The organism is Mesobacillus sp. S13, assembly GCF_020422885.1.
In the GTDB taxonomy this organism is placed as follows: Bacteria; Bacillota; Bacilli; order Bacillales; family Cytobacillaceae; genus Mesobacillus; species Mesobacillus selenatarsenatis_A.
In genome coordinates this window covers 2,760,071-2,785,495 of sequence record NZ_CP084622.1, presented here as the reverse complement: position 1 = coordinate 2,785,495, position 25,425 = coordinate 2,760,071, and the positions used below count along the sequence as shown (strand labels likewise).

Below are 25,425 nucleotides of genomic sequence, written 5' to 3'. Positions count from 1 at the left end.
CAATTTTCGTTGCTTGAACTATTTTGCTTTTAAAGTTAGAGTTGTTTTATACATATCTAAAGAGGGTGTAAGCATTTGAGCAAGAGGTATTTTACCATTGGGATGGCAGGTCATATTGACCATGGAAAAACATCGCTGACCAAGGCGTTGACGAATGTCGATACGGACCGCCTGAAAGAAGAAAAAGAACGCCAAATTTCAATTGAACTTGGCTTTGCGCCATTATATGAGGATGAAGAACTGCAAATTTCTGTTGTCGATGTTCCAGGACATGAGCGCTTCATCCGCCAGATGATTGCCGGAGTTGCTGGGATCGACCTCGTCGTTCTGGTGGTTGCTGCGGATGAAGGCGTCATGCCGCAAACGAAGGAGCACCTTGATATCCTGGGGTTTCTCGGAATCCGCTCGGGTATTATCGCAATTACAAAGACCGACAGGGTAGAAGAGGAATTCATAGAGCTAGTGAAAGACGATATTTTAAGCGAGCTTGATGGCACAGTCTTTGAGAACGCTCCATTTATGTTGGTCGATAGTCTATCAAAAAAAGGGATCCCGGAATTAAAAGAAATGATCATTGAAACACTGAAGGAGCAAGAAATGCGGGATGCCAAAGGAGCGTTCCGCCTGCCGATTGACCAGGTATTTACAGTGAAGGGGCAAGGGACCGTTGTGAGAGGTACTGTTTACGAAGGGACGGTTGAAGAGGGCCAGTCATTAAAAATCCTGCCGAGCGGATTAGAGGTCAGAGCTCGACAGCTGCAAGTTCATCATCAGCCAGCAAAGATGGCTTATGCAGGGCAAAGGGCAGCCATCAATCTATCGGGTGTCTCGCGGGATGATCTTGAACGTGGCGAAGTCATTGTGTCTTCCGAGCACTTTATTGTAACGAATACGATTGATGTAGCAATCAGAGTCGTTGAGGATCTTGAGCATTTGGTAAAACAAAGAACCCCTATTAAGTGCCATATCGGGACTGCTGAAGTAATGGGAAGGATTGTCTTTTTTGACCGGAATGAACTAAAAGAAGACAACGGAGAAATCCTTTGTCAGCTCCGTCTTGATGAAAAAATCGTTACGAAGCGTGGAGACCGGTTCATCGTCCGCCGTCCAAGTCCGCAGGAAACGATTGGCGGCGGATGGGTAATTGACCCACGCGGAAATAAATACCGATTTGGCAAGCAGACGATTGAAGAGCTTGAGAAAAAGAAAGCCGGAACGCCAATTGAACGAATAAATGCTGCTTTATACGAAGAAAAAAGTTTATCTATTGAAGAACTAATCAAACGGACGGCTCTTGATGAAGGGGCAATTCTGGACAATCTGAAAGATGACCAGTTCATCCAGATTTCCAATAAGGAATACGCTCTAGTATCAATTGTCGAAGTTATCGAAGAAGAGATCAGCGACCGGTTAGAAGACTTCCATGCTGATAACCCAATGCGAATCGGGATGAACAAGGCGGAACTGCTTCAATCCTTGCAAAAAACTTTTTCAAAAACCCTGCTTGAGTTTGTGATCGATCACGCCATAACCGAGGGGGTGCTGAACAGGAAAGAACAGTATATTTCTATGGAAAGCTTTGCTCCACATGTTCCGAACAACTGGGTGAAGCGAACAGAGAATATGCTTGAGGAACTCAAGAAGGATGGCCTGAAGGTAGCTTATTTGCACGATTATATAAAAAGTGCCGGAATCCCTGAGTCTCTTGCAGCTGAGTTGAAACGATTCCTCGAAGATCAAGGAAAGATTGTTATGCTGGATGATCAATATGCCTGGTATGGCACTCATTTTGCTGAGGCAGTGGAGAAGCTAAGAAAACATACGGGCGCGGAGTTTGAAGTACCCCAGGCAAAGGAAGCAGTGGAGTTATCGCGAAAATACATGATTCCTTTCCTCGAGCGTCTCGATGCACTGGGATTTACACGGAGAGTTGAAAACAAAAGGGTTTGGCGGAAATAAACCCAGGGAGTTTCGCCTCTATTCTTTCACGGAACAGGTATCACCCAAAGATTAGTCCGAACCAAGGTCAACTTCGGACAAAATTGAAGGGATGCATCAGAATTTTGTCTGAACCAAGATCAACTTCGGACAAAATTGAAGGAGATCCGCGTGATTATGTCTGAACCAAGATCAACTTCGGACAAAATTGAAGGGATTCATCAGGATTTTGTCTGAACTAAGGTCAACTTCGGACAAAGCTGAAGGAGATCAGCAAGATTTTGTCTGAACCAAGTTCAACTTCGGACAAAATTGAAGGAGATCAACGTGATTTTGTCTGAACCAAGATCAACTTCGGACAAAATTGAAGGAGATCAACGTGATTTTGTCTGAACCAGGGTTAACTTCGGACAATATTGAAGGAGACCAACTTGATTTTGTCTGAACCAAGATCAACTTCGGACAAAATTGAAGAGATTCATCAGGATTTTGTCTGAACCAAGATCAACTTCGGACAAAATTGAAGGGATGCATCAGGATTTTGTCTGAACCAAGATCAACTTCGGACAAAATTGAAGGAGATCAACGTGATTTTGTCTGAACCAGGGTTAACTTCGGACAATATTGAAGGAGACCAACTTGATTTTGTCTGAACCAAGATCAACTTCGGACAAAATTGAAGAGATTCATCAGGATTTTGTCTGAACCAAGATCAACTTCGGACAAAATTGAAGGGATGCATCAGGATTTTGTCTGAACTAAGATCAACTTCGGACAAAATTGAAGGAGATCAACGTGATTTTGTCTGAACCAGGGTTAACTTCGGACAATATTGAAGGAGACCAACGTGATTTTGTCTGAACCAAGTTCAACTTCGGGCAAAATTGAAGGAGATCAACGTGATTTTGTCTGAACCAGAGTCAACTTCGGACAATATTGAAGGAGACCAACGTGATTTTGCCTGACCAGGGTTAACTTCGGACAATATTGAAGGAGACCAACGTGATTTTGTCTGAACCAAGTTCAACTTCGGACAAAGTAGAAGGAGACCAGCTGAATTTGTCCAAATGATCAATAAATAACTAATAAATATCAAAAAAATAACAGCAGACCTCTTTGGCCTGCTGTTATTCTTTCAATTAGTTTACATAACAATATTATTTAATTCTCGGTGGATTTCACTTGCAATGGTGGAGGGATCAACCATCCTTTTGTTTTATTCAATTTAAGCATTTTGGCTCCAAATTGTGCTTTAGCCATATGGAATTGACCATACATTAAGCCAATATCCTCCCTGATGGCTTGCCCAATCATGGTGCTGGCGGCTACTAAGCCTTCTGCAACATCCTTGGAAACAGCTGCTGCAATCTCTGGGTCACTGAATCTTGCCCCGGGTGGAATGTCTTCCAGATGAGCAACTGGGCGTTCTGGTGGTGCAGGAGGAAGAGCAATTCCATTTGATTTTAGCAACTCTTCTAGCTGTTTATTTTCTTCCTGCATGGCTTCGATAGCCTCTTGAACAAGTTTTTTTAAATCCTCATCACCAATATGATTGATAAACGTCTGGTATGCTGCAATCAATCCATGATTGACTGACAGATGAGTCCAAGTACCAAATACCTCGCCATAATGCAGTGGTTCATCTTTAGGATTTCCGCTTAATATTCCCATGATCGCACTCCTTATCGTTTCAAAGTTCATTGTTTTTGCTCCTTATATTAAAGGAAGTTGGTCCATTGATTATTTTGTATTTAGAAGTTGTATTCATACCTTATACTAGATGGGAAATGAATACATTTTAATTAAACAGCGGAAATTTGGAGTTATTTGTAAATTGAAAATTGTATTATGAGAATAAATCCCTAATATCCTACCTTTTATTGAGCGAAAAACGTATGTTACAGTAAAGGGGAGAGGATGATTTTTTTTGAAAAAAATAGTCTTAGCGCTTCTTTTATCAACTAGTATATTATTTGCAGGTTGCACTGAGGATCAGGTAAATGTCACTGAACCAAATCAAAAAACGATTGAACAGGCAATGTTGGACAGTGGGATCAGGACCGGTAACATTATGTTTACTGAAAAGATAAAGGGGCAAAATGCATTCTCTTTATATGAACAAGTTGATGGATTTGGCGTCATTCACTTTGTTAAGTCAGATAAAGGTTGGCAATACAGAGGGGGATCAGAGTTTGGGCATCCTGTAGGAAAGCCTGATCCTCTAACATTTGGAGCGGCAACATGGTTGCTGGGAGACTATTCTCTTGAGGGGAATAACAGATATAATACCGTGTTCATTGGTGAAATCCATCAACCGGAAATTACGGAGATTATCTTGGAGGTACCGCATGGTAAGTATCCTGCAAAAATCATAACCCGCAATAGCAGGAAGTTCTGGTACCATAAATCAGGTACCGAAAATGCACAGAGTCTTGTGACTAAAGTCTCTGGGTATACTTCAACTGGGAAATTGATATATGAAAAAAACTTAAATTTGAGCGAAAAATAAGGAGCTTGGTATATCCCAAGCTCTACACTCATTCCCCGAAAAATCCTTCGTATATTTTGCTGATATCATCTCTCAACTTCTCAACTTGTACGATCCTGGCTTCCCTCAAATATTCTCGCCCATCTGCATAGAGGACGAGGACGGGCACGGTAAAAGCCATAAGAAATCCAGCGATCTCTTCAACCTTTCCTGCGTTTACCAAACCTGTTTTGATTTTAGGGAAATCTTCCATAACTTCCTCAACCTGAGGGAGCAATCCATGGCAGACGCTTCAACTGTCAGTCAAGACATATATGAAGCTTAATTCATTATCGCTTATCAAGCTTTTTACTTCGTCCATCGACATTAATTCTTTCATCTTTAATCCACCTCCTATCTTTTTTTACCCATTGAAAATTAGGTTAGCCTTCAGTTCTTTAATCATACTAAAAAAAGGGTAAAGGGTATAATAATCAGGAAGGAGTGAGAGAGTATGGGAAATCTATGGCATGAGCGTTTCGGTTCGGAAGAATATGTGTATGGTGAAGAGCCAAACCTTTTTATAAAAAAACAATCAACAAGGCTGGAGAACGGGAAAAAAGTTGTATGCTTTGCTGAAGGTGAAGGAAGGAATGCTGTTTACCTTGCGAGACAAGGTCATGAGGTTACAGCTTATGACTATGCGCTTAATGGCCTAAAAAAGACGGAAGCACTGGCCCAACGGTTTGGAGTCAAGATCACGACTAAACAAAAGGATTTAACTCAAGAACAGGTACCAGTTGAGGAATTTGACGCAGCTATAATGGTTTTTGGCCATTTTTCAAAGCGAGACCAAAAAACAGTATTCGACAAACTCATATCTGCTGTAAAACCTGGTGGCATTGTCATGCTGGAAGTATATTCAGAGGACCAGGTCAAATATGGAACAGGTGGGCCAAAAACAAAAGAGATGCTTTATGATCCATTGGACCTGCTCCAGTGGACGAAAGGGCATAGAACATTGCATTTCTACTATGGAGAAGAGGAGCGAATTGAAGGCCAATTACATACCGGTGTGGGTCATGTAATACAGATTATTTTTCAAAAATAAGGCAAGATTGATAAGGCGAACCTTCTTATAAGAAGGTCGCTTTTTTGCGTTTTTACAAGGATTTTCCAATAGGTTTGTCGAATTATATACAAAGAAGTAATGATAGTACAAATCAAGACATCAACAAGTGTCAACTGTACCTTATTTTACTTTTGAAAGGGTAAACAGGGGAAATCTAGGGAGGTAGATTATGAAAGAAACAATAAATAGCTATGAGGACTTATTAAGAATGTTAGATTACTTTCTGAAAGAAGAAAGTGAGTTTAACTGGGATCATTTTTATTCTGACCGGGAAAGAAAAATTCCTTTTTTTGAAAACCATCCAGATGAGAATTTAGTTGAATATATGGAAAATGGTAGGATAACAGCGGGAAAGGCCTTGGAATTAGGCTGTGGACCAGGGAGGAATGCCATTTATTTGGCCAGGAATGGTTTTAACGTAGATGCCGTCGACCAATCTGCAGAAGGTCTGGAATGGGCTAAAGAAAGGGCACAAGAACAAGAAGTTAAAGTGAATTTTGTTCAACGTAATATTTTTGATTTGAAAATTGAAGAGGGTTCCTATGATCTTGTCTATGATTCTGGCTGTTTCCACCATATCCCGCCGCATAGAAGAATGAGTTATATTGATCTCGTACAGAGAGCTTTAAAGCCTGGAGGTTCATTTGCGCTAACCTGCTTTGTACAGGGAGGAGAGCTTGGCGGGGCGGACATTTCCGATTGGGAAGTGTATAGGGGTAAAAGCATGCGAGGCGGTTTGGGCTTCACTGATGAAAAGCTTAAGGGGATTTTTCAAGAATTCACAGCAGTTGAAATCCGGAAAATGAAAGATTTAAACTCTGATACCGGAAAATTCGGAACATCTGCCCTTTTAGCTGCCCTTTTCAAAAAATAAATAATGGAGTGAACACATTGGAATATATACGTGAGCTAAGAAAGCTGGTAGGCCACAGGCCACTGATTTTACCAGGAGCAGTCGTGCTTATTTTTAATGATGAAGGCCAGTTACTGCTCCAGCATCGAAGTGATGGCGGATGGGGGCTTCCAGGAGGTTTGATGGAATTAGGAGAGAGCCTTGAAGAAACGGCAAGAAGGGAAGTGAAGGAAGAAACGGGGCTCGACATAGGAAGGTTGAAGCTAGAGGGTGTGTTTTCAGGTGAAGAATATTATTTGAAAGTCGCAAATGGTGATGAACTTTACTCAGTAACTACCGTTTATTCAACACAAGACTATATGGGTGAACTAGTGTCGGATGAACTAGAGTCAATTGATCTGCAATTCTTCAATTTGCATCAATTGCCAGATAACTTGCAAAAAAGCTATCTTGATTTTATACAACATTATATTCATCATAACGCCATAGAATGTTGTAAATAGAAGCTGAATATATGTAAGAAATGCCCTTTAAAAAATATTCATACAGGAGTTATAAAATGACGGGTGATCAAAAATGGCAAGATTTCTATTGTGAGGAAGTATTATCAGCCAAAACACCAGTTGAAAAAGTATATGAAACTGAGCAGTCTCTCGCGTTTCATCATACTCGGCCATATTATGAGGTACATATTGTTGTCATTCCCAAAAAACATATTTTGTCATTTTTAACAGTATCCAATGAGGAAGCGGAGATTTTGAATGATGTTCTAAGAGTAGTTAGGCAGGTTGCCTCGATGCTAGAGAAGGATTTTGGAGCATGCACCATCTCTACCAACATAGGAAATTATCAGAGCAATAAACATATGCACTGGCATGTCCATTTTGGTGCGAGAATACGTGATGAGCAAGGATATTTACTAGATGATCAAGAAAAAAATAATGGTTTTTGATTTCATCTAAAACAGATACTTTTCACAAACTTCTTTATCGCTACCACTTTAACATTCACGAATAATATGATTGATTGTGAATAAAATTCACTCAGGCATTTTAGTGTTTATGCTCAGTTTAGTTGTTTTCAGTATCTCAGAGAATATATTTAAGAATTAATTGGAAAAGGACTTAGGCCTAAGTCCTTTTCTGTTATATAGGAGCTGTCTAAAAGATTGAGGGTCGAGTGGAATGGAATTAATAGTAAATATAGTTGGATAGAAAAAGGGGAAGAGGAACTATGCTAGCTGCGGGAGTTCATGGATTTATCCTCGCCTTCGGACTGATCCTTCCGTTAGGAGTGCAAAACGTGTTTGTTTTTAACCAGGGATCGATGCACAAACAATATAGTAGAGTTTTGCCAGTGATTTTGACAGCTTCAATCAGTGATACAGTTTTAATCACTCTTGCAGTTCTTGGTATATCAGTGGTGGTTCTAAAGGTTACCTGGTTAAGTACGTTGTTATTATCAGCCGGCATACTTTTTTTAATCTATATGGGATATTTAACTTGGAGAAGCAGGCCAACTGATGTAACTGCGGAGACAGTAGCCTTTTCCCCGAAAAAACAGATAACCTTTGCCGCATCGGTTTCTTTGCTTAATCCGCATGCGATCATGGACACAATCGGAGTGATAGGAACGAGTTCAATGAATTATGCAGGTCCAGCGAAATTCACCTTTGCAGTTGCCTGTATTTTGACTTCCTGGATCTGGTTTTTCGTTCTTGCTTATGTTGGACGGCAAGTGGGAAGGTTGGGGGAATTAAATAGTTTTCACATGATCTTGAATAAAATATCCGCTTTGATTATGTGGGGGACAGCCATTTACTTGTTGTTGACTTTTTAACTTAAGGATCCTGAAAAGAGGCCAGAAAAAGAGTTCTTCATAAAAATCATGAAGGACTACTTTTTCTTATCGTCTTCTGCGACGTCGAAGATATTGAACTTCTGACTCAAGTTCTTGCAGACGCTTACTGTTTTCTGCTAGATCGCTCTTCATTGCATTCAATTGCTCTTTCACTTCGTTCAACTCCGCAGAAAGTTTTTCGTTCTCAAAAGAAAGTTGTTCGTTCTCATTTTCTAAGCTAGTAGTGTTTGCGTCTTCTTTTTTTGTGTCTGATTTATTCAATGTCTTGGATAGCAATGATAAAGTAGTTGGATTTACAAACCCTTGTACAGCTGCCATTAGGGAATTAAGGTTGTCAGCATTAAAATGGTTATTCTGAGATTGGCTGACCTCATCGTTATTTTCTTCTGGCAACTGATTAAAAATCGCCTGGGTGAAATTAAGTATTCCATCTAAAGACGGCTCTTTTTTCAAAGAATCAATATGTGGCTTTATATCTTTTTCATTCATCTATTATCATCCTTTCTTTTATTATAGAATCTCCCCGGCTAATACCGGTATAACCAGGGAGATTGTAAGGAACTTTAGGTTGCAAATCTTACAGAGATTAAGCAGCACCATTGTCTACAGCAATTACTTCACCGATGCAAGTGTAAAGGACATCAGCAAGTGCGTCTTGGTTCAACAAAATCGCAACTACCAAAGCAAGTGCCAGCAAAAGAACAACAATCGCAGTGATTAACATCTCTCCACCCCCTTCCTTCATAGAAGTTAGGTAAGATCCGAACCTTACAACAACATCTTATGAAAAAATATCGGACGAGCATCAGCTTGTATCATTGAATTTAAAAGACGGGCTGCCTATTTTAAAAGAAATAGGTTATTATTTGAAAAATGGCACAGTTTCTAATATGGTGGAGTTAGAAATTCAAGGAGGGGGTCGTATAATTGTCCGAGCCAATCGCGCTAACGAAAATAACAGTAATCCAGAAAGATACTGCCAATAAAATTAGGGAGGCTTACATTGAAGGTTTTAGTGAGCCTTTACTTTTTGGGGTACATGGTGGTGTAAAGCAGTTCTATGGTGTGAATCCAGAGGTAGAATATCCGTCTACACTAGATCATATCGTTGCTGCAGCAGGCGGCTGACTGGTTGGAACCCTATCTGGCGCGCTGGAGGCGCGTAAAATACCATCTTCACCTGATAAAGTCAAAGCGAACATCCAAGGAACAATTGAAGCACCTGAAGGAGTCCTGAAAATCACAAAAATCAGCTGCCACTATGAATTGAAGGTTCCTTCAGGAAATAGGGAAGCTGCCGAAAGAGCATTAAATGTATTCGAACGGGGATGTCCTGTCGCACAAACATTAAAGGGCTGTATTCAGTTCAATCATACTTGGGAAATCGAAGAATACTAGTAGAATGAGTCCTTATCCTAATAAGATGAGGGCTCATTTTCACTTTTTATACAAGACCATTTTCTTTTATGAAAAGGATTTTTGGTTCTATCCTCGAATTCTTATTTATATCTTTTTGAAAAAGGGGAGTCCATGTGATTGAATTAGTGCGTGCAAAACAGGAGGATGAAGCAATACTCCAAAATTTAATACAATTTTATATTTACGAATTTACTGTCTTTCAGGATATCAAGCTTGAGCAATCTGGATTTTTTGCACCCTTTGATTTAAAACCGTATTGGACTGAAGCCGATTTACATGCTTTTTTTATCATGCATGAAGGAGAACTGGCGGGTTTTGCCATGGTCGAAAGTGGAGCTCCCAATGTCATTCTGGAGTTTTTTATTATGAGGAAATTCTACCGAAGAGGGTTTGGAAAAGCAGCGGCGGAAAAGCTATTTGGCCTATTCCCTGGAAATTGGAGTGTCACTCAGGTAGAGAAAAATGAGCCGGCAAGGAACTTTTGGCGAAAAGTGATTGGCGATTATACTGGCGGCAACTATATTGAAATGTTCGATGATCACAATCGGTCAATCCAAGAATTCAATTCTGGATTATATGCAAAAAAATGATTGCAAAAGGTCCGAAGAGTTGTTTATAATGGGAAAAATATCAAATCGATGAAAAAGAGAGTAATTATTCTTTCTTTGCTACAGCGAGCCAGGGACGGTGGAAGCCTGGTGCATCAGAATAATGAAGCGCACTTTTGAGATGCTGTCCTGAAATTGAGTAGGGATAGCCGGGATTTACCCGTTATCACTTGGAAGAAGGTTCCGAAATTCGGAGCAATTGGAGTGGTACCGCGGGATAAACTCTCGTCTCTTATTTAGAGACGGGAGTTTTTTTATTTTATATAAGGGGGTAATTTAATGGATTATGTGAAACTGTATGCAGAGTTGCTTGCCGTTGAGCTAGAAGGGGCTCTCTCGTGTTCAGAAATAGAGAGGTTAATTGAGAAACCGAAATTTTTGCATCAGGGTGACTTAGCTTTTCCATGCTTCCAATTGGCAAAAAGCATGAGAAAACCGCCGGTAGTTATTGCGGAGGAGTTAAATGCTCGGTTGCAAAGCTCAGTTAATGATTCAATGGAACGTTTTGAAGCGGCCGGAGGCTATGTAAATGGGTTTTTAAACAAGGCGAAAGTGACCGAAGAACTTTTGATTGAAATCGGGCAAAAGAGGAATCATTATGGTGATTTTGATCTTGGTGGAAATCAAATTGTGACAATTGACCTTTCTTCTCCGAATATTGCAAAACCCTTTTCCATGGGACATCTTCGGTCAACCGTTATAGGGAATTCTTTGTCACTTATTTATGAAAAGGCTGGATATAAGACCGTGAAAATCAATCATTTAGGAGATTGGGGAACTCAATTCGGCAAGCTTATCACAGCCTATAAACTTTGGGGATCAGAAGAGAAAGTAAAGAAGAACCCAATACAGGAGCTGCTGGTGCTATATATAAAGTTTCATGATGAAGCAAAAAGCCAGCCGGAGCTGGAGCAAGAGGGACGAAACTGGTTCAGACGTCTGGAAAACGGGGATGTTGAGGCACTCAAGCTATGGAAATGGTTCAAGGATGAGTCACTTAAGGAGTTTAAGAAGATTTATGAACTCATGGGAATCGAGTTTGATTCATATGCGGGAGAAGCTTTTTATAATGACAAAATGGATTCAATCGTGAAAATGCTAAAAGACAGGGAGCTGCTTGTTGATTCGGATGGGGCACTGGTAGTCAGCTTGGAAGAACATGAACTTCCGCCTTGTCTTATTAAAAAATCGGATGGCGCAACATTGTATGCTACCAGGGATTTAGCCGCAGCTAAGTACAGATTCGATAGCTATTCATTTGTAAAATCATTGTATGTGGTCGGCAATGAGCAAAGTCTGCACTTTAAACAGCTCAAAGCAGTGCTGGCAAAATTGGACTTTCCATGGGCTGCCGGGATTGTTCATGTTCCATTTGGCATGATGTTAAAGGATGGAAAGAAAATGTCCACGAGAAAAGGGAAGGTAGTCTTGCTCGAAGATGTTCTTAATGATTCCATTCAACTGGCAGAAAAGAATATAGAAGAAAAAAATCCTCATTTGGAAAATAAAACAGAGATTGCAAAAATGGTTGGTACCGGCGCAATTGTTTTTCATGACCTGAAGAATTTTCGGATGAACGACATTGAATTTTCCCTCGAAGAAATGTTAAAGGTTGAAGGGGAAACAGGACCTTATGTTCAATATACAAATGCACGGACACAATCGTTATTGAAAAAGGGAGGTTTCAAAGGAGGAAATGAAGACTTCAAATGGGCAGCTATTGCGGAGTGGCCAGTGATCACTGAGCTTCAGAACTTTCCGGAAACAATAAAGAGAGCGATTGATAAAAACGATCCATCTTTGATTGCTAAATATGTCCTTGATTTGTCCCAGGCCTTTAATAAATATTATGGAGAAGTCCGCATCCTTGAAGAAAATGCTGAAAAGAACGCACGTCTTCAATTAGTCCATTGTGTAAGCATTGTGCTCGAAGAAGGTCTTAGAATACTTGGAGTCAAGGCTCCAAAAGAAATGTAAAAAGAGTCCCTGGATGAACCGGGGACTCTTTTAGATTCAATTATGTTCTATATAACTGGCGAAAATTTCACCAGCGGTATCGCTGTACTTCAGTTCTACATCTGTTTTGTTAAAGAACCATGTATCGTTTGCTTCTACAAAAAAAGTGATGCCGTCAATCTCTTGCTGTTCGGCGGCTATGGCAGGAGTTTCAAGCGAAAATGCCAGGCTGTAACCTTTATTCTTGTCGCCAAACCCGGCATATTGAGGATAAAGGCGGATGTGAAACGGTTTCTGTGTATCAAATTCCTTTTCAAACCATTTGTATGCGTTTTGATCAATCTTGATTGTCATCTTTGCACCATCCTTTCGTTAGCTTTATTGTAAAACCTCAAAGGTACTGGCTGCCGTGCTTTATGTCACACTTTTCGCAATGTCATTACATTGTCAAAAATGTTCCATTTAAAAACAGCTCCCCAAGTGAGTAGCTGAAAACCCTAAACCCTAGTTTCCTTTTTACGCATTGCTTCTGGGATATAAACACAAAATGGCTCACTGGCCATATAGTCTCCAGTAACAGCATAGGTTCTCGAACGTGAACCACCGCATACATAGCGAAATTCACAAACACCACATTTTCCGCTGTATTTATCAGGGCTGCGCAGGTCTTTGAAAATAGGGGAGTCTCTATATATTTCTGCTAAAGGCTTTTCACGGACATTCCCTCCGACAAGAGGCAGGAGCCCAGATGGCATGACATCTCCGGTGTGGGAAATAAAAACAAAACCGTTGCCGTCATTCACCCCTTTAGGAGCCCGCTTTAGCCCATCAATGACGGAGGCCATATCTTTAGTCAATGTGTCCTCATAGCGGATGCCTTGTTCTTTGATGAGTTTATTTTCTCTTGCTTTTTGCTGGTACACAACACGTCTGTAGTGCTGGGCAGCAGTGGTCTTAATGTCGTATGGTGCCGATTTACTTAACTCATATAGCCATCTAAACACCTTTTCGTGTTCGGCCGGAGTAAGGCAGGCATCGAGTTGCCCTCTCCCAGTCGGTACAAGTAAAAAGATGTACCACATCACTACCTTTAGCTCTTTCATTAATTCTGCCATTTGTTCTAGGTGGTCATAATTGTAACGTGAAATTACAGTATTAAGCTGCAAGGGCATGTTTAATTCGTTCAAGTATTTTACTTTTTCAATCGTAAGTTCGAACGAACCAGGAGTTCCGCGAAAATGATCATGGATTTCTGGAGTTGGCCCATCGAGGCTAAAAGCCCATCGTGAGAGTCCAACTTCCCTGGCCCTTTCCATTTTTTCCTTTGTCACATTATCTGTAGCACTAGGGGTCATGGAAACGCGCATCCCTTTTCTAATGGCATAATCCGCAAGGTCAAAAAGATCTTCCCGCATCATGCAATCACCACCAGTAAAAACTAGCATAGGATTACCCATCTCATAAATTTGATCGATTAATACTTTCCCTTCTTTAGGAGTCAATTCCATTGGGTCGGGTTTATTTTGAGCATCTGCCCTGCAATGCAAACATTTCAGCTGGCAAGCCCTTGTTACTTCCCAAATAACGATATAAGGATTTTGGTCAAAATCAACTTTACCAGGGTGGAAGCTTGTGGAATGGGAATGTCCAACTCCATGCATTTATATCACCAACTTTTTTTCATTTATTTATTCATTATAAAATAAGTGATTTTATGCGCATGTAATGAATGTTACACCTTACCGAAAATGGTTTTCCCGCTGAACTTTTAGAAAAAAGGCAATTTCACCAGCTAAAACTGGCAAGACTACCAAGCAGAATTGATTGAAAAATTTGAAACTTTCCCACTGTCATCTACGTCTATTAATAGGGAGAAATCAGGGATTTGTGAAAAGGGGGATATCGGTGAAGAAGTCTGTTCCGTGGATAGCCTTGTCTATTTTGGTTTTGATCAGTATGGCCAGCTGGATCACGTATAGCACTTATAAACCAACTCCTCCTGAATTGGAAGTTGCTGCAGCGAAACATATCATGGAAGTTAAGCCGGTAACCTATACCTTAAGGAAATGGGGAAGGACTGCTTCTGCGGATATGAATATTGAACCTGCTGTACTTGCCAGAGAATCCACCCCACTTATTGTCGATTCAAATGATAATGTTAAGCTTTTATTCAAACAATCACCGGATGCAGTAAAATGTTATTTATGGGATATGGATACGGGTAGACTCGCTTATAAAGAGTTGACTGGATACCCTTTAAACTTTGAAGAGTACAATGTCGCTTCTGGTGATTACGCTTTGGAAGTTCATGCTAAGTGGGAAAATGGTTATGTATTGTATACTGCAAGAGTGATTGTTCATGATAATGAGCAATGACCAGCCATGGGCTTGCTGACAAGCATGCTCATGGCTTTTTGTTTACTGATCGTCCCGAATAATTTCTCTTAGCTTTGCCATACTAAAACAGTACCAGAAATTCTTTAGAAAGAAGGGACTCTGATGACTGTTGGAGCGCAAGTTAAGCAAACAATTGCTGGTCTAAAAAGTGCTCAGGCGAGTTTGGAGACTTTTGCACTTGGTACGGATAATCAACAAGCAAAGCAACTTTATCAGACAGCTGCACAACAAACACAGGCAGTTATAGATAGCATTCAACCGCGTCTGCAAGAAATAGAAAAAGAAGAACCACAATATAAACAGTAAACGGCAGGGACGGGGTAGGTTGAACCGGCCCTTTTCCTTTTTACAGAGGTGATTAAATTGACAGTAGCATCAAACATCAATCAACTCCTTTCCACAATAAAAGGAATTGAAGCACAGTTATCTACAATGGCGCTGAATACCAATGTTCCTGAAGCGAGCACAATCTTTCATGAAACAATGCTGATCGTTGGGGAAATTAAAACCGACCTTCAAGACAGGAAAACACAGATTGAAAAAGAAGAACCCCAATATAAAAGCTAGTAGGTGAGAAAATGAATGAATGGACGCATATTATTATTTCGTCTGTGTTGTTTGTAGTGACTTTATTTGCCATTACGAAAATAGGCGGGAAGAAGCAACTGTCGGAGCTGTCTTTTTTTGAATATGTATCGGGTATTACGATAGGAAGTATTGCCGGCGAAGTGATTATGGGTCTGGATGGAAATTTATTTCATGGAGTATTGGCTATTGTAATATTTGGGTCCTTCACATATTTGCATGACCTCATTGGAATTAAAAGCAAGAAGTTCAGAGATTTATTTGAGGGAAAGGCAACCGTGATTATAAAAGATGGAAAAGTGATGGAAGAGAACCTGAAAAAAGAAAAATATACAATCGATGAATTGAATTCTTTGTTAAGGCAGAAGAATGTCTTCAAAACTGCAGACGTTGAGTTTGCTGTATTAGAGCCAAAAGGTGATTTGAGTGTATTATTAAAAAAGGAACTCCTTCCGTTAACTCCAAATGATTTAGATATGCCGGTAGCACCAGAAAAAGAAACGTATACGGTCATAATGGATGGAAATGTATTCAATGATCAATTGGCTTATGCTGGTAAAAACAAAGCGTGGCTAGACATTGAACTGGCTAATTTAGGAGTGACGCTTGATAATGTCTTTTTAGGTCAAGTCGATTCTTATGGCAGTCTATATATTGATACATACGATGACCAGGTTCAAGTACCGTCACCTAAACCAAGGAAGCTATTGCTGGCCATGCTGAAAAAATGTCAGGCAGACCTTGAATTATTTGCTCTCGAAACAGAGTCTTCTAAAGCTCAGGATATGTATAGAAAAAACGCGAAAAAATTGGAAGAAGCAATTCGAAAAGTAAAACAGTACCTTAAAGAGTAAGCAAATCCTATGTAATCATTTCCGGTATAACGATAAGGCTAAATCAAATACTAATGGATGGAGGAGATATAAAGATCTCCTCTAATTCTTAATGGGAGTGCTGCCGGATGAATAGATCTGCTTGGATTTCTACGTTGATGAAATCGAATATACCTCAGAATATGATGAAAATGTTCGGATACAAACGTAAGAGAAATCGCTCCATGACCTACTCGATTATGGGGGTTGTAGCAAGTGCAGCAGCAGCCTTTATTTTTCGCAACCGAAATGGAAATGGGATGAGGCAGCTTTTCCAAAATTCCAATGCCGGATCAACTTTTAATAAGCCAATGGCGGCAGGAATTACAGAATTTGCAAAGGAAATCACCTCTGGTTTAGATACAACTAAGACTAACAGTACGACAGGTTTTCATTCGACGACCTCGACGAACCCGGAAAGCAGTCAAATGATTAACCAAATAGCTTCGGCTGCCAAAGAAACAGGAAATAGCCAGCAGGTGGATCACCTAGCCAATCAATTAATTAAGCGCAACCTTTAGAAAGGCTATTTCCAAATTAGAACAGATGAATAATAGACATCAAAAAACTCTCGCTGTGCCTTCAGCGAGAGTTTTTTGTTACTTATAGATTTAATGAAAGTCACTATTTATCCAATCAATTAGTTCCTTTTTACCTTGTTATGAATAGGGAATGGGTCGAGTGGCATAGCTTGGTAAAATTACAACAATGTTAAGCTTTTATTTCACTAATGTAACAAAACGGGAGTCGAGAAGGAAAAAAGCCCCTCTAATCCCTATAAGAAAGGGGTTTAGCGATTAATTGCCATGTAAACGGTATTTTTACCAGAGGAAAAGTATTCCTCACAAACCAATATTTATAGATTCAAAACTAGTTTGGGAAACTCTACTATTAATTTGTAACGAAATCAAAGGAGTTGCTCAACATGAAAAAACAGCTTTTAACGGTGGCTGCAACAGCCGGGATTTTATTTACATCATTCAATGGATCAGCAAGTGCACATGATAAATTACACACAGTCCAGTCCGGAGATTCTTTATGGAAGCTTTCAAATATATACAATGTCGCTATAAATGATATTCAAAAGTGGAATAATCTTTCAAGCACAACCATCTATGTAAATCAAAAACTATCAGTCTTAGCGCCGCATAGTCATTCATCTGATTCAAATACTTCCGTCAGCGCATCTGATTCTACGTATATCGTAAAGTCAGGCGATACGTTATGGGGAATATCAAAGTCGTACGGAATGTCCATAAGTGGACTTAAATCCTTAAACGGATTAAACTCTGATGTCATCTACCCTGGGCAAAAATTGAAAGTTTCAGGATCTGCTGCAACAACAGCCAGTTCTCCAACTGTAAATACGTCCAGCACATACACAGTCCGTAGCGGTGACAATTTGTCAACGATTGCTGCTCGCCATAATTTATCGCTATCACAATTAATGTCAATCAATAATCTGAACTCTCATCTGATCTATCCTGGTCAAGTATTGAAGCTAACCGGTTCATCTACAACACCAGTTGCGACTAATGTGTCAACAGCCACTACACCTGTAATGGCAACCTATGGTTCTACTTCTAAGGTGAATTCATTGATCGGTGAGGCCAAAAAGTATATGGGAGTACCATATGTTTGGGCTGGCAGCACACCTGCAGGCTTTGATTGTTCGGGTTATTTAAATTACGTATATAATAATGTCGGCATTTCGATTCCTAGAACAGTAGAAACCATTTGGAATGCAACAAAACCTGTTTCATCTCCACGAGTAGGAGACCTTGTATTTTTTGAAACATATAAAGCAGGCCCTTCTCATGCTGGTATCTATCTAGGCAGCGGTAAGTTCATTCATGCTGGTTCTTCAAGAGGTGTGGAAATCAGTGACATGAATAACTCTTATTGGAAGCCGCGTTATCTGGGTGCAAAAACAACATTTTAATCTGATTGTTTACCTATACCCAGCTCTTTGAATTTTGAAACCTCCACCTCGGAGGTTTTTTTATTTTCATTAAACGAAGACTACCATTTTACTAGGCACAGCTTTTAATTTGTAAACCACATATTATATAGCGTATAATCCAATTAAAATCTTATTTACTAACGTGCAAGTGGTTGGATGTTGACCATTTTGAATGAAAATTATTTGTACATAGTGAATTCTGGTGAGTTTAATGATTTGGAGGCATATAAAATGAGAATTCCTATTTTAAAATTAAAAGACTATTTATTGGTTTCAATTCAAGTAGAACTAGATGACCAGACGGTACTTACTTTTCAAGAAGACCTGTTAAATAAAATTAAAGATACAGGAGCAAAAGGTGTTGTCATCGATTTGACTTCTGTCGATATGATTGATTCTTTCATTGCAAAAGTATTAGGCGACGTAATCGTAATGACAAGCCTGATGGGCACTAAAGCTGTGCTGACCGGTATCCAACCTGCAGTCGCTATTACCTTGATTGAACTTGGCATAACGTTGGAAAATGTCCATACTGCACTGGATCTTGAACAAGGAATTTCGATTTTAAGCCAATTGTTAGAGGGTTAGCCAGATGACAGAACCGATTATTATTAATATTAATAATGAATTTGATATAGTACTTGCCCGTCAAAAAGGAAGAGAAGTTTCGAAAGAACTCCAATTTGGCGGCGTTGACCAGGCAAGAATAACAACAGCCATTTCTGAACTTGCAAGAAACATTTATTTATATGCGGGAAGCGGCAGGATTACTATTGACGTATTAGAAGATAACGGAAGACGAGGAATTCGGATTTCTGCAGCTGATGAAGGTCCCGGCATTAATGACATCAGGATGGTTTTGCAGGATGGTTATTCTACCTCTGGAGGCCTTGGTGCAGGGCTCCCAGGAGTTAAAAGGTTGATGGACAGCTTCGATATTGATTCAAGCCCCGGAACTGGTACCGAAATCACGATTACCAAATGGGCAAGATAATACCTATGAATAACAGCAAAAATAAAAGGATGTTCAACAATCGTTGAACATCCTTTTCACTATTTTAAAAGAGCCATTGCTCTTGAACTTGCTTTCGTGCCATCTCCATGATTTCTTCCTCTGATGTTTCACAATCAGCAATGACATTCGTTAAATAATTTTTCCCCTTTAAATCTACAGAAACTGTTACTTCTCTCATTGTACATTACCCTTTCTAATGTGTTTTCGTGATCAGTTTAATACTTCCGTGTTTTAAATAATACCAACTATTGAGGTTGAATAAACATCAGGGAGTGACAGGCAGCCTCTCTTTTTTGTTGTTGGGTGTTTTGGTAACTCTTGAACAATCTTGATGGAAAAGCAGATCCTGTGGAATAAAGTACTGTTTCTTAATCCTTAGGGTTTTGCTATTTTCGTGGAGGGAATAGGATGTATATAAAGATTAAGGAGGGAAGCACCATGGCAGATTCAAAAAAGGATCAGCAAAGCCTCGTCGAATATGAACGAGAAAAATTAGGGAAAGATAAAAAGATGGATGAGTTCAAAGGTCAGGGAAGAGTTCCCGATCAGCAAAAAAGATTAAAGGACCAGGAAAACCTTAGAAAATAGTCGGAATAAGCTGGACATAGTCCGGCTTATTTTTTTGTTGATTTAACCTCAATAATGAAACAATAGTTTATTGTTAGCTGGAAAAATAAAAAAGTATGTTTTATTAGAAGGAAATTTTTTACTTTAAGTTGAATATATATTATGGAAATATAGAGAAAAAGAAAAGGGGAACAATATTTTGAATGCACATAATGCTGACCGAGCGGGGAGCTTGCTGATAACAGTCGCTGTTATTCTTATCTTCGCATCTGTACCAATTGGTATTTTTATCGTTACTTTCATTCATCAATCCTTTTACCTTGATAAGTCGCACTGGTTTTTTGACAGCCCAATGTCTTCCTACATAACAATGGTTGCCATGTTGTTGATTATACCTGTATTGCTGATTATCATAGCCGTCTATCTTTTCAAAACAGATGAATCGAAAAAAAGAAGTTTAAATTTATTTATTGCTTCAATTTTCACAATGCTGATCATGGCTTCAGGCGGCTACTTAAGTATTGACAATTATTACTATATGGATAAAGATGGATTATACTATGATGAACTTTGGAAATTAAAACAAACTGAATATCCGTGGGATAAAATCACTGAAATGAAACAAGTTAACAAAAAAGAGGGAGGTACCTTAACTCCTGATAAATTAATTTTTACATATGATAATCAAAAAATCGAGTTGCCGTTGAGCCCAAAGCTCAGAAACGAAGTTGACCCCGTTATCGATTATATCGAGAATACAAAAGGGATTGAACTAGTCATGGAAATTATCACAATCGATGAAGAATAGTTCAAGACCCTTCCATCAATTTGATGGAAGGGTCTTTTGTTATTTCAATCATGTTAGCGAAAAAAGGATCGTTGCCTCCGTTTTTGAAAAAAGTACTGGAAGCTGTAAGCAAAAATCGCAAAGGAATAAATAACACTGAAAAAATATATTGGTTTCAGACGTTGTAATTGATAAATGTCCATTTTCTTAAAAAGATTACTAATAGGGAATGCTAATAAATAATCAATCACTAGATTAATCCCTAAATACTGCCAAATGCTCCCGTAGGCCAGCTTGAACACCCATAGATTTGCCGCAAAAAATGGACCAAGTGTGAAAGTAAGATCATTGTAAATACGAGTTCCAATTCCTCCGGATACCTTCCAAAGTTTATAAGGGTGCGAAAGAAGCAGTAAAATCGATACTAATCCTGTAACAAATAGCGTCACAGGAAGAAACTTTTTAAATGCACGTTTTGGATATAATAACAAAGTGGACCAGGAAAGTAAAAGCATACAAAGCCTGAATATATTATGTAACATGGAGACTCCTCTCTGACCTAAAACAAAACTTTTTGGTTCACATAATGCATAGTTTCTCCACAATTACGAAATATAATAATGTATTATTAAAAAAGTTCTTGGTTGTTTTAAGGACACACTTATGTTAAATTTAACCACACATGACTTTTGTCCTATTAAGGAGAATTTTGCCATGATCAACGAAGAAGAAAAATTAATTTTTCTAAAAGAACTTGGACGTTTAATTGATGATTATAAAAGATGTTGTGATGACGAATATCAAGAACGGATTTACGAAGATATCATGCATTTAATCAATGTAATCAATTAAAGATTAATCCTCCCTGCTTTAATATGTAGAAGCAGTTTTTTTCTATACAAACATAATCAATAAATGTATGATAGAAAAAGCAGAGATACTGTAACCAAAAGATTTCGGGAGGGTTTTAGCAGGTTGGAAATGAACAGGCTGAAAGAACTAGAAGATAAAATTCAAGAATATGAGACAATTATTTCTGAGATGTCCGCACCAATAATACCTTCCATTGTCCCACAAACAATCCTGGTGCCAATCACAGGTTTAATTAGAGCTGAACGGTTTGATAAAATCCGCGGAAAGTTGCTCGCCTTTATTCATAATAAGGATATTGAAACCGCAATCATTGATTTGACTGATATAAGTGGAGAAAGAGTTGAGGATATTTGCCTTGAGGAAATAGGAAGAGAGCTGCATGATTTGGATTCTTCCATTTCTTTGATGGGGGTTAAAACTTTATTTGTGGGTATGAATCCTGAGCTTGTCAAACGAATGGTACTTGATGGAATAAAATTAGAGGCGCAAACATTTTCGACTTTTCAATCAGCGTTGAAGCATTTAATGAAAGAAAAAGGGTTGGAATTCAGAAAAATATCAGAATAAAGTTAACCCGCCAGAATTTACTGGCGGGTTATTTTGTGGTTTATTTTTCTGGTTGAGAGGGAGTGGAGATATCTTCTAGAGCCTCTCCTGCCTCATCCACCATTTTATCAGTGACAGCAAGATCACCTAGGGATACAATTCCAACCATCTTACCGTCCTCTACTATTGGAAGTCTGCGAATTTGTGCGTCTGCCATTAAATCTGCTGCTTCTTCAGCAGTCATATTGATTGTCCCGCGAACAGGGTCGGCTGTCATGACCTCAGAAATAGGTGTATCCATTGATGTGTTTTGGGCAACTGCTTTCAACACAATATCCCTGTCGGTAGCTAAACCTGTCAATTGGTCATTATCACAGATCGGCATTACACCCACATCTAAATCCTTCATTTTTGCTGCTACCTCATGGATTGGTGTATCAGGCTTGCAATACTCTACATTTCTGGTCATTACTTTTTCGATATTCATGAATTCATCCTCCTTTTTAAGCTTCTATTAGAGGAATACCCGAATGCTAACAATGAGAAACTGTTAGTTTTTTGCAGGTTCTGTTGGTAAAATATGAATAAATACAAATGTACATAGAAAAGAGGAGGACATATGATTGATTTAAGAAGCGATACTGTCACAAAACCAACAGAAGAAATGCGTAAAGCCATGTACACAGCTGATGTGGGGGATGATGTCTATCGAGAGGACCCAACAGTCAGGGAGTTGGAAGATACCGCAGCCGAATTACTTGGTAAGGAAGCAGCTTTGTTTGTTACGAGCGGGACACAGGGAAATCAAATTGCTGTTCTGACACATTGCCGGCCAGGACAGGAATTACTTTTAGAGGAAGAATCACATATCTTCTATTATGAATCAGGTGCTGTAGCTGCCCTTGCTGGAGTACAGACAAGGACCATTCCAGGGCACAGGGGAGCAATGGACCCACAGGATGTTTTAAGGTCGATCAGAACGGAAGATATCCATTTTCCGGAAACTGGATTGATTTGTTTGGAGAATACTCACAACCGAGCAGGAGGAGCAGTCATACCGGTTGATAATATGAAAGCGATCTATAATATTGCCCAAGCAAATAAAGTACCTGTTCATCTTGACGGTGCCAGATTGTTCAATGCCGCAGCTGCTGCAGGCGTGGATGCTAAGGAATTTGCTAAGTATACAGATACTGTCCAAATTTGTCTTTCAAAGGGACTTGGAGCTCCTGTGGGCTCTATCATAGCTGGTGATGCTGAATTCATTACGACTGCCCGCAAATGGAGAAAGCGCCTTGGTGGCGGTTTGAGACAAGTTGGTGTCATTGCGGCACCTGGTTTAATTGCGTTGACGAAAATGAAAGATCGGCTTGGAGAAGACCAATGGAATGCTAGGATACTGGCAGAAGCAATTGAAGCAATTCCAGGTATGAAGCTTGCCCGGCAGCCTGAAACGAATATAGTTGTCGCAGATGTTGCAGGTCTGAACATTACTTCCGATGTTTTTGTTGAGAGGCTTCGAGGTGAAGGAATTCTCTCTGGTACCTTTGGCCCTACTTTTGTTAGGTTTGTAACCCATTATGATGTAAATGAAGATCAAATTCAGAAGTCAATCGAAGCGATAGCCAAGGTTGCCAGACAATAAAGCAAAAGCTGGATGACATACATCCAGCTTTCAGACTGTAGACAAACTCGATGGAAATCGAGCTTGTCTACAGTCTTTTTTTTGGTTGGTGCTGAAATGGGGGCTGTTGATTTCCGTTCCAGGCGCTTCGCTTTCCGCGGGGCTGGCGGTGAGCCTCCTCACCGCCGTTGGCGTCTGCGGGGTCTCACCTGTCCAGCTGAGCCCGCAGGAGTCTACGCGCCTTCCACTCCAATCAACAGGACTTACAAACTTAACGTGGAACTAAACATAAGTCTATTTTAAAATAGATACATATAACGCTTGAGGTGATGAAGATGCTTTCAAAGAACAATCCAATCCAACGAGATCAATTAGAAATGGTTGCTTTAGACCAACTGGTTCCTATGGAACATTTAGTCCGTAAAATGGAAGCAGCCATAGATTTTTCTTTCATTTATGACTTGGTGAAAGATGTGTATTCGGAAGTAGGGCGCCCAAGCATTGACCCTGTGATTTTAATTAAACTCACTTTTATTCAATATACCTTTGGCATTCGTTCCATGCGCCAGACCATTGCCGAAGTAGAAACGAACATGGCTTACCGCTGGTTTTTGGGTTATGGATTCCATGATAAAGTGCCCCACTTCTCCACCTTCGGGAAGAATTACGAACGCCGTTTTAAAGACACTGATTTGTTTGAACAGATTTTCTATCGAATTCTTAAGACCGCAGCTGATAAGAAACTTATTAGTGCAGAACACGTCTTCATTGATTCAACCCACGTTAAAGCAAGTGCGAATAAGCATAAATTCGAGAAGAAAGTAGTGCGGAAGGAAACACGGGCGTATCAAGAGAAACTCCAGGAAGAAATCAATCAAGATCGGGAAGAACATGGGAAGAAGCCTTTTCCTCCTGATAAATTCGACAAGGAAGAATCGAAGGAAATAAAGGAAAGCACGACCGATCCGGAGAGTGGATACTACGTCAAGGATGAACGGACAAAGCAGTTTGCCTACTCCTTTCATGCGGCATCAGACCGAAATGGATTTGTCCTAGGAACAATTGTGACACCTGGTAACACCCATGACAGCCTGATCCTTGAACCACTGGTAGAACAAGTAATAGAGAAAGTTGGAAAGCCCAAAGCCGTTGCGGCCGACGCAGCCTATAAAACTCCAGCCATTACGAAGTTTCTGTTTGAAAATGAAATAACTCCGGCTTTGCCTTATACCCGACCACGAACGAAGGACGGATTCTTCCGTAAATATGACTATGTATATGACGAATTTTATGACTGTTACTTGTGTCCTGCCGGTGAGATCCTAAGGTATTCCACCACTACAAAAGAGGGATATCGTGAGTACAAATCTCCCAAACATATCTGCGCCACCTGCCCATTTTTAGCGCAATGTACAGAAAGCAAAGACCACCAAAAGGTGGTAACGCGCCACATCTGGCATGAGTATTTGGAAGAGGCAGACCATTTAAGGCACCAATCAGAAGTAAAACAAATCTATGCGAAGCGCAAAGAAACCATTGAGCGCGTATTCGCAGATGCAAAAGAAAAGCATGGCATGCGTTGGACAACCCTAAGGGGACTTAAAAAATTGTCGATGCAGGCGATGCTTACTTTCGCTGCATTGAACTTGAAGAAGATGGCCAACTGGACATGGAGAAGTCCAGTAATGGCCTAAAAGTATAGAAAAGAGAGTCTATTTCCTTTGAAAAATTCGATGAAATCCAAAAAGGGGTTCGGAATGAGAGCATTCCGAACCCCTTTTGTCTACAAACTGAAAGCTGGATGACATACATCCAGCTTTTTTAATGCATCTGGATTAACGGATTTCAACCTATGTAGTAGATGGCCATTTGAGATGTAAAACCAGGTATATGATCTTTTGAAAAAAAGTATTAAAAGTTAAAGTAAACCCTTTTAAAAGGTAAGAAATACTAGTATTTTCTA

33 protein-coding genes and 1 other annotated feature are annotated in these 25,425 nt (G+C 39.7%); of the genes, 25 read left to right on the top strand and 8 right to left on the bottom strand.

Translation table 11 applies throughout. The features are described from left to right. The first annotated feature begins 102 nt into the window (after nucleotides 1-102). A complete protein-coding gene (gene selB, locus LGO15_RS14220) occupies nucleotides 103-1,959 on the top strand; it encodes a selenocysteine-specific translation elongation factor (protein ID WP_413231402.1) in 1,857 nt (618 codons plus the stop codon). Between the two features lie 1,140 nt (nucleotides 1,960-3,099). On the opposite strand, the gene LGO15_RS14215 is transcribed toward selB, so the two are convergent. After that, entirely contained in the window at nucleotides 3,100-3,609 is a 510-nt protein-coding gene (locus LGO15_RS14215) for a DUF3231 family protein (RefSeq protein ID WP_226087895.1), read from the bottom strand. 256 nt (nucleotides 3,610-3,865) lie between these two features. On the opposite strand from LGO15_RS14215, the gene LGO15_RS14210 reads away from it, so the two are divergent. After that, nucleotides 3,866-4,447 carry a hypothetical protein gene (locus LGO15_RS14210; RefSeq protein ID WP_226085125.1) on the top strand — a complete coding sequence of 194 codons (582 nt, stop codon included), beginning with the start codon at nucleotides 3,866-3,868 and terminating at the stop codon, nucleotides 4,445-4,447. Between the two features lie 28 nt (nucleotides 4,448-4,475). On the opposite strand, the gene LGO15_RS14205 is transcribed toward LGO15_RS14210, so the two are convergent. After that, nucleotides 4,476-4,679: a YbbN family protein gene (locus tag LGO15_RS14205; protein ID WP_167832529.1), complete on the bottom strand. Its 204-nt coding sequence runs from the start codon at nucleotides 4,677-4,679 to the stop codon at nucleotides 4,476-4,478. A gap of 240 nt (nucleotides 4,680-4,919) precedes the next feature. Here LGO15_RS14205 and LGO15_RS14200 point away from each other — a divergent pair, with 240 nt between their 5' ends. The 5 genes from LGO15_RS14200 (at nucleotide 4,920) to LGO15_RS14180 (ending at nucleotide 8,229) form a co-directional block, all read left to right on the top strand. Continuing rightward, a complete protein-coding gene (locus LGO15_RS14200) occupies nucleotides 4,920-5,516 on the top strand; it encodes a class I SAM-dependent methyltransferase (RefSeq protein WP_226085124.1) in 597 nt (198 codons plus the stop codon). 190 nt (nucleotides 5,517-5,706) lie between these two features. Further along, a complete protein-coding gene (locus LGO15_RS14195) occupies nucleotides 5,707-6,411 on the top strand; it encodes a class I SAM-dependent methyltransferase (protein WP_226085123.1) in 705 nt (234 codons plus the stop codon). Nucleotides 6,412-6,428: 17 nt separating this feature from the next. After that, complete coding sequence (locus LGO15_RS14190) at nucleotides 6,429-6,893, top strand: NUDIX hydrolase (RefSeq protein WP_226085122.1); 465 nt, start codon at nucleotides 6,429-6,431, stop codon at nucleotides 6,891-6,893. Between the two features lie 56 nt (nucleotides 6,894-6,949). Further along, on the top strand, nucleotides 6,950-7,342 hold the full coding sequence (locus LGO15_RS14185; RefSeq protein ID WP_226085121.1) for an HIT family protein: 393 nt from the start codon (nucleotides 6,950-6,952) through the stop codon (nucleotides 7,340-7,342). Nucleotides 7,343-7,623: 281 nt separating this feature from the next. Further along, entirely contained in the window at nucleotides 7,624-8,229 is a 606-nt protein-coding gene (locus LGO15_RS14180) for a LysE/ArgO family amino acid transporter (RefSeq protein WP_167832534.1), read from the top strand. A 66-nt stretch (nucleotides 8,230-8,295) separates the two neighbouring features. Here LGO15_RS14180 and LGO15_RS14175 read toward each other — a convergent pair whose 3' ends face one another. Both LGO15_RS14175 and LGO15_RS14170 read right to left on the bottom strand, forming a co-directional pair. Further along, nucleotides 8,296-8,739, bottom strand: a complete 444-nt coding sequence (locus tag LGO15_RS14175) for a hypothetical protein (protein WP_226085120.1) — start codon at nucleotides 8,737-8,739, stop codon at nucleotides 8,296-8,298. Nucleotides 8,740-8,836: 97 nt separating this feature from the next. Continuing rightward, nucleotides 8,837-8,974: a hypothetical protein gene (locus LGO15_RS14170; RefSeq protein WP_167832536.1), complete on the bottom strand. Its 138-nt coding sequence runs from the start codon at nucleotides 8,972-8,974 to the stop codon at nucleotides 8,837-8,839. Nucleotides 8,975-9,177: 203 nt separating this feature from the next. Between LGO15_RS14170 and LGO15_RS14165 the strand changes: the two genes are divergently transcribed. From LGO15_RS14165 to argS, 4 genes are all read left to right on the top strand, one after another. Next, a complete protein-coding gene (locus LGO15_RS14165) occupies nucleotides 9,178-9,378 on the top strand; it encodes a hypothetical protein (RefSeq protein WP_167832537.1) in 201 nt (66 codons plus the stop codon). Continuing rightward, nucleotides 9,379-9,648 (top strand): OsmC family protein, encoded by a 270-nt coding sequence (locus tag LGO15_RS24355; RefSeq protein WP_226087894.1) that lies wholly within the window; start codon nucleotides 9,379-9,381, stop codon nucleotides 9,646-9,648. A gap of 134 nt (nucleotides 9,649-9,782) precedes the next feature. Further along, nucleotides 9,783-10,259, top strand: a complete 477-nt coding sequence (locus LGO15_RS14155) for a GNAT family N-acetyltransferase (protein WP_167832538.1) — start codon at nucleotides 9,783-9,785, stop codon at nucleotides 10,257-10,259. A gap of 39 nt (nucleotides 10,260-10,298) precedes the next feature. After that, nucleotides 10,299-10,513, top strand: a binding site (T-box leader). A gap of 43 nt (nucleotides 10,514-10,556) precedes the next feature. Beyond that, nucleotides 10,557-12,254 (top strand): arginine--tRNA ligase, encoded by a 1,698-nt coding sequence (argS, locus tag LGO15_RS14150; RefSeq protein ID WP_226085119.1) that lies wholly within the window; start codon nucleotides 10,557-10,559, stop codon nucleotides 12,252-12,254. A gap of 36 nt (nucleotides 12,255-12,290) precedes the next feature. On the opposite strand, the gene LGO15_RS14145 is transcribed toward argS, so the two are convergent. Further along, entirely contained in the window at nucleotides 12,291-12,587 is a 297-nt protein-coding gene (locus LGO15_RS14145; RefSeq protein WP_226085118.1) for a HesB/YadR/YfhF family protein, read from the bottom strand. A 143-nt stretch (nucleotides 12,588-12,730) separates the two neighbouring features. Then, nucleotides 12,731-13,894 carry a TIGR04053 family radical SAM/SPASM domain-containing protein gene (locus LGO15_RS14140; protein WP_226085117.1) on the bottom strand — a complete coding sequence of 388 codons (1,164 nt, stop codon included), beginning with the start codon at nucleotides 13,892-13,894 and terminating at the stop codon, nucleotides 12,731-12,733. Nucleotides 13,895-14,138: 244 nt separating this feature from the next. Between LGO15_RS14140 and LGO15_RS14135 the strand changes: the two genes are divergently transcribed. The 8 genes from LGO15_RS14135 (at nucleotide 14,139) to LGO15_RS14100 (ending at nucleotide 19,044) form a co-directional block, all read left to right on the top strand. After that, nucleotides 14,139-14,609 (top strand): hypothetical protein, encoded by a 471-nt coding sequence (locus LGO15_RS14135; protein ID WP_226085116.1) that lies wholly within the window; start codon nucleotides 14,139-14,141, stop codon nucleotides 14,607-14,609. A 123-nt stretch (nucleotides 14,610-14,732) separates the two neighbouring features. Then, entirely contained in the window at nucleotides 14,733-14,936 is a 204-nt protein-coding gene (locus tag LGO15_RS14130; RefSeq protein ID WP_167832543.1) for a DUF1657 domain-containing protein, read from the top strand. Nucleotides 14,937-14,984: 48 nt separating this feature from the next. Beyond that, complete coding sequence (locus tag LGO15_RS14125; RefSeq protein ID WP_318999785.1) at nucleotides 14,985-15,197, top strand: DUF1657 domain-containing protein; 213 nt, start codon at nucleotides 14,985-14,987, stop codon at nucleotides 15,195-15,197. 11 nt (nucleotides 15,198-15,208) lie between these two features. Next, on the top strand, nucleotides 15,209-16,069 hold the full coding sequence (locus LGO15_RS14120; protein WP_226085114.1) for a DUF421 domain-containing protein: 861 nt from the start codon (nucleotides 15,209-15,211) through the stop codon (nucleotides 16,067-16,069). Between the two features lie 107 nt (nucleotides 16,070-16,176). Then, nucleotides 16,177-16,608, top strand: a complete 432-nt coding sequence (locus tag LGO15_RS14115; RefSeq protein WP_226085113.1) for a hypothetical protein — start codon at nucleotides 16,177-16,179, stop codon at nucleotides 16,606-16,608. Between the two features lie 404 nt (nucleotides 16,609-17,012). Continuing rightward, a complete protein-coding gene (locus LGO15_RS14110) occupies nucleotides 17,013-18,029 on the top strand; it encodes a C40 family peptidase (RefSeq protein WP_226085112.1) in 1,017 nt (338 codons plus the stop codon). 252 nt (nucleotides 18,030-18,281) lie between these two features. Continuing rightward, nucleotides 18,282-18,638 (top strand): STAS domain-containing protein, encoded by a 357-nt coding sequence (locus tag LGO15_RS14105; RefSeq protein WP_102263056.1) that lies wholly within the window; start codon nucleotides 18,282-18,284, stop codon nucleotides 18,636-18,638. Between the two features lie 4 nt (nucleotides 18,639-18,642). Then, a complete protein-coding gene (locus LGO15_RS14100) occupies nucleotides 18,643-19,044 on the top strand; it encodes an anti-sigma regulatory factor (RefSeq protein WP_226085111.1) in 402 nt (133 codons plus the stop codon). 64 nt (nucleotides 19,045-19,108) lie between these two features. On the opposite strand, the gene LGO15_RS14095 is transcribed toward LGO15_RS14100, so the two are convergent. Further along, nucleotides 19,109-19,243, bottom strand: a complete 135-nt coding sequence (locus tag LGO15_RS14095; protein ID WP_226085110.1) for a BA3454 family stress response protein — start codon at nucleotides 19,241-19,243, stop codon at nucleotides 19,109-19,111. A 260-nt stretch (nucleotides 19,244-19,503) separates the two neighbouring features. Here LGO15_RS14095 and LGO15_RS14090 point away from each other — a divergent pair, with 260 nt between their 5' ends. The 4 genes from LGO15_RS14090 (at nucleotide 19,504) to LGO15_RS14075 (ending at nucleotide 21,859) form a co-directional block, all read left to right on the top strand. After that, nucleotides 19,504-19,653 (top strand): hypothetical protein, encoded by a 150-nt coding sequence (locus LGO15_RS14090; protein ID WP_226085109.1) that lies wholly within the window; start codon nucleotides 19,504-19,506, stop codon nucleotides 19,651-19,653. Between the two features lie 178 nt (nucleotides 19,654-19,831). After that, on the top strand, nucleotides 19,832-20,440 hold the full coding sequence (locus tag LGO15_RS14085; RefSeq protein ID WP_226085108.1) for a hypothetical protein: 609 nt from the start codon (nucleotides 19,832-19,834) through the stop codon (nucleotides 20,438-20,440). Nucleotides 20,441-21,133: 693 nt separating this feature from the next. Then, the gene (locus tag LGO15_RS14080; RefSeq protein ID WP_226085107.1) at nucleotides 21,134-21,271 is read left to right on the top strand and encodes a hypothetical protein; all 138 of its coding nucleotides are present in this window, start codon (nucleotides 21,134-21,136) and stop codon (nucleotides 21,269-21,271) included. A 129-nt stretch (nucleotides 21,272-21,400) separates the two neighbouring features. Further along, complete coding sequence (locus LGO15_RS14075; protein WP_226087893.1) at nucleotides 21,401-21,859, top strand: STAS domain-containing protein; 459 nt, start codon at nucleotides 21,401-21,403, stop codon at nucleotides 21,857-21,859. Between the two features lie 40 nt (nucleotides 21,860-21,899). On the opposite strand, the gene LGO15_RS14070 is transcribed toward LGO15_RS14075, so the two are convergent. Beyond that, complete coding sequence (locus LGO15_RS14070; protein ID WP_226085106.1) at nucleotides 21,900-22,325, bottom strand: CBS domain-containing protein; 426 nt, start codon at nucleotides 22,323-22,325, stop codon at nucleotides 21,900-21,902. A gap of 132 nt (nucleotides 22,326-22,457) precedes the next feature. Between LGO15_RS14070 and ltaE the strand changes: the two genes are divergently transcribed. Beyond that, complete coding sequence (gene ltaE, locus LGO15_RS14065) at nucleotides 22,458-23,483, top strand: low-specificity L-threonine aldolase (protein ID WP_226085105.1); 1,026 nt, start codon at nucleotides 22,458-22,460, stop codon at nucleotides 23,481-23,483. A gap of 314 nt (nucleotides 23,484-23,797) precedes the next feature. Continuing rightward, nucleotides 23,798-25,156 carry an IS1182 family transposase gene (locus LGO15_RS14060; protein WP_226085104.1) on the top strand — a complete coding sequence of 453 codons (1,359 nt, stop codon included), beginning with the start codon at nucleotides 23,798-23,800 and terminating at the stop codon, nucleotides 25,154-25,156. Nucleotides 25,157-25,425: the final 269 nt, after the last annotated feature.